General features: G+C 29.0%; 3 protein-coding genes. All 3 read right to left on the bottom strand.

What is annotated here, in order from left to right:
- Positions 1-109: 109 nt before the first annotated feature.
- Positions 110-1,801: a B12-binding domain-containing radical SAM protein gene (locus ACTNDN_RS24425; protein WP_031540733.1), complete on the bottom strand. Its 1,692-nt coding sequence runs from the start codon at positions 1,799-1,801 to the stop codon at positions 110-112.
- Entirely contained in the window at positions 1,798-2,775 is a 978-nt protein-coding gene (locus ACTNDN_RS24420; RefSeq protein WP_031540734.1) for an aminotransferase class I/II-fold pyridoxal phosphate-dependent enzyme, read from the bottom strand. The genes ACTNDN_RS24425 and ACTNDN_RS24420 overlap by 4 nt, the downstream gene beginning before the upstream one ends.
- Positions 2,776-2,837: 62 nt before the next feature.
- Positions 2,838-3,755, bottom strand: coding sequence for a radical SAM/SPASM domain-containing protein (locus ACTNDN_RS24415; protein ID WP_031540735.1), 918 nt, complete (start codon positions 3,753-3,755; stop codon positions 2,838-2,840).
- Positions 3,756-4,019 lie beyond the last annotated feature (264 nt).

Here is a 4,019-nt window from a genome sequence, read left to right as displayed (position 1 = left end):
AAATCATCAGGCCAGCAAGCGTAGCGCGGTAGCCTTGACTGAACACAACACTAAAGTAACTAAATGCGACAACTATGTTGACAAACACCGATATTAATTAATAGAATATTCACCTACTTATCATTCCCTTGCTAATTCTCTTAATTTCTTGTAATTGTTTTTTTGTAATAAAGAAGAAATGAACCCTGTTTTGAATAATTCTTTGAACATCTCTAAATATTTGAAGATTGTTTTCCTTTGTTATACTATTGATTAAGTTAAATATATTACTCTGATTATATTCAACATCTTTGAATTTAAAGTTATATTCTAAACTGAGGAAATCTTTCTTTTTCAAATGAGATAAACCCCATTTTTGGGGTAATAGATGCATAGGGGAGTTTTCCATTAAACCAAAAGCTGAAACTCCGACTAAATCAATATCTTCATTAGAAAATGCTTGATTAAGAGAATGTTCCATTTGTTTAATTGTTTCACCAGGATAACCAGTAATTAATGTTATACATGTTGTAATATTATGATTTGCCAATGTGTCCATTACCTGTGGAATACAATCTACATTAATTTCCTTGTACATAGATTTCAAAGTTGACCTATTGTATGATTCTATACCAAATGAGAGTAAGACACAGCCCGATTTTTTAATTTCGCTAACAATTTCCTTCTCTGATAATAATGGATCTATTCTAGTCTCAGTCATCCATTTAATTTTAATATCATTAAATTTAATTAAACTAGCAACTTCCATAAGTTTTTCTATGGTTAAATATGCATCTACGAAATAAATATTTTTCGTTTTATATTTTTGAGTAATACATTTAAACTCATCAATAATTGTTTGGTTTTTTTTAAAACCATTAAATTTTCCGTGGTTATAATGATGTGAACAAAAGGAACATTTACCGTGCTTACATCCTGAAGATAACATTACTGGTAATACTCTTTCAGGACTTAAATATTTATCTAGATTAATCCCGTCATATGATGGGATTATATCATTCACACAACCATGATTTTTTTTAAAAAAATTATTTTTAACCCTTCCCTTATCTCTGTAAAAAACATTTGGTATATCAGAAGTTACCTTTCCAAAATTCTTATAAGAATTAATTATCTGCTCTAAAACTAACTCTCCATTAAATAACACCGCTACATCAATTAGTTCACTGTCATCCATAATTGATTTTATATTTGCTGCTGCATGGGTAATATAACTTCCTCCAAAAATAACTTTTACATTAGGGAATTTTTCTTTTAACTTTTGACTAAATCGTAGTGCAAAGGGTAACTGTTCTGCATAGGAAACTGAGAGTCCAATTATGTCTCTTTTATCATTATTTAATAATTTTACTTCATCATCAAAAATCGTATCAAATAAACTTAGTTCGTCAACGAATTTTAATAGTTCATTCACACTGTTTGGTTTTCTTAAAAAGGAAAATTTTGTTAAGTTCCAACTACATCCAAATTTATATGATAATAATTCTAAACAATCATTAATAGTTTTTGTTGCTTTTATATAGTCAGGGAAATTAAATAAGTCTTTATTTCTTATGATATTTAAGGAATTTTCAATGTTTAGGATACTATCCAAATATTCCTTCTCTATATTGGTAATATTTTCCCTAAGGTTTGTATATTCAGCCAGTAAATTTTCATGAGTCAATAAGTTTGTTATACTTATTGATAAATCCTTCTGATCAATTTGAAATCTATCTTTTAAGTATCCTAATAAGGTTGGTACGCTTAAATTAGGGTATGCTAACGAAACTAAAGGTAACGTATATAAACGTATTTTCATATCCTACAATCCTTAATGTGTTTAAGCATATTATCAATATCATCTTTTTCCCAAATTGCATATTTTAAAATAACTTCTGGCAAATTTAATACTTTTACACCTTCTATGGTTACACCCGCTAGTCTTTCGTTATTAAATTTTTCAGGGTCGAAATGGACACACGAAAAATTAGCCTCTGAATTAACTGGTTTAACTCCATCAATTTGTAATAAGTGTAAATACGCATATTCTCTTAAATTTATCACATTCTTTCTAATTTTAATAAAATGATTCATTAAATCCCTATCGTTTAGCATTTGTTTAATAAACTCTATTGAATAACTTGTTACTGAATGTGGTACTATATTCTGTTTTCTAAAAGTAGATGGTAAATATTTACTGACAATGTAGCCTGTCCGTAGACCTGGTAAATACCAGCCTTTAGAGAAAGAACGGGCTAGGATAATTCGTTCATTATTTAAACAAAAGTCTAACGTCCAGTCTTCTGTATTGCTATAATCAATATATGCCTCATCAATAAATAAGAAGCCATGGAAATTAGTGAGTAAAGTAGTTAATTGGTCTTTAGTAATTCTAATCCCATCAAACCACCTTGGAGATGAGAAACATAAAATATCATTTTTTCGACTATCATTCTTTTTATAAAAATCAATTAAACAATCAAAAGTATCAACCTGAATGGTAATAACCTCTTTTCCAGTCTCACTAGCTACGAGCGAATATAAACCAAATTCAGGAGTAGTTATAACGATTCTTTCCCATGTTTTAAAATTTGATATAGAGTGAATAGCCTGGCTTATACCAGAACAAGTAAAAATATACTCTTGTGGTATGTCTAAATATATTGCTAGTTCTTTAATCAATGGATCTTCCATAGGATTTTCTGGCATATAGTAAAAATCGGTATGAAATAAATGTTCATGTTTTTGTTTCACCCAATCCTTTAATACACTATCTAAATCCCAAGGTCCCAAATAATTCCCCACCTAATTTCACCTCTTTAAACCTAAATTATTAGATAGTCTGTTTAGTTAAGCTAAAAATATAAACATTTTCCATTCTTCGAATTCTTTTTCAAATTCTCAATAAACTTGATTCTATTCGGATCCTGCCATAAAAAATGTAAATCATTATTAATAATGTTTCCTAGCTTGTATTCATTTTTTAAAAAAGGACAAGGATAGACATCCCCCAAATGGTCTACTGTAATCCGAGAAATACCCGCACAACATGTCCATGTATCTTCATAAGTTTCACCATCATTAGTTTCAATAGCATCTTCCTCGTGATTAAAACTCTTATATGTAACATTTAAACCTTTTAAATTTTTGGATAAATACGATTCCAAATAAAAATTAAACTCAGAATACATTTTTTCATCCATAGCTAATTTTCTTTTATTAGAAATTGCATTACCAAAAATCGTCAAGTGAGATACTTGTACATTTTTTACTTTTATAGATTTTAATAATTCTAATAAATCTATTATGCTTTTATAGTTTATTTTGTTTATAACAATATTTATTGAAGGTTGGATATTCCGTTCTATTAACCCAGAAATATTATTAATAGTTTTATTAAAATTACCTTTCCCCCTTATGAAATCATGCTCACTTTCCATTCCGTCTAAAGATACATTAATTGTTAATCTATCAGACATTTCTATTAGATCATCGAAAAAGTATTCTAGATTTGTCCCATTAGTGAACACTCTAATATCAATTCCCTCATGATAGGCCCTCCTCATGTATTCTATAGTTGAAGGCTCTTCGAAACACTCACCACCAGTAAAGAGCACTGAAAAGGGTTTTGCTGCTAAAATCCTATTAAAAATAATATCTTTCTCACTTTTTGATATTTCATTATTGGTCATTCCAGCTTCAACATAGCAATGCTTGCATCTTAAATTACACTTATTCGTGACTTTCCATTGGATTAATAAAGGAGCACTCAAACACAAATGGCTCGTATCGTATTCCTCTGTATCATTAAATTTATTTAAAAAATTATCAAGAACCTCAGATACATGAGTCGGCGATAGATTATACTCTTTTGCTAGGAAAGAGATAACTTCAGTTTTATTTTTAAATTTATCAATAGCATTTAATATTGTAAAACCTTCCTGATTAACCCCCTCTGTTAGGATAGATGTCGTACGATACTTTAGTGTTATACTTTAAGTAAATAACACGGAGGTCGATCGATATGAAAGAAAAAA

The sequence above is a fragment of the Niallia sp. HCP3S3_B10 genome, from assembly GCF_052064465.1.
GTDB lineage: Bacteria > Bacillota > Bacilli > Bacillales > Cytobacillaceae > Niallia > Niallia hominis.
This window is presented reverse-complemented; position numbering and strand designations above follow the sequence as displayed.

What these genes read in the sequence shown, in the direction of transcription:
- ACTNDN_RS24425 (WP_031540733.1), bottom strand. Translation starts at nt 1,801, where the DNA reads ATGAAAATACGTTTATATACGTTACCTTTAGTTTCGTTAGCATACCCT.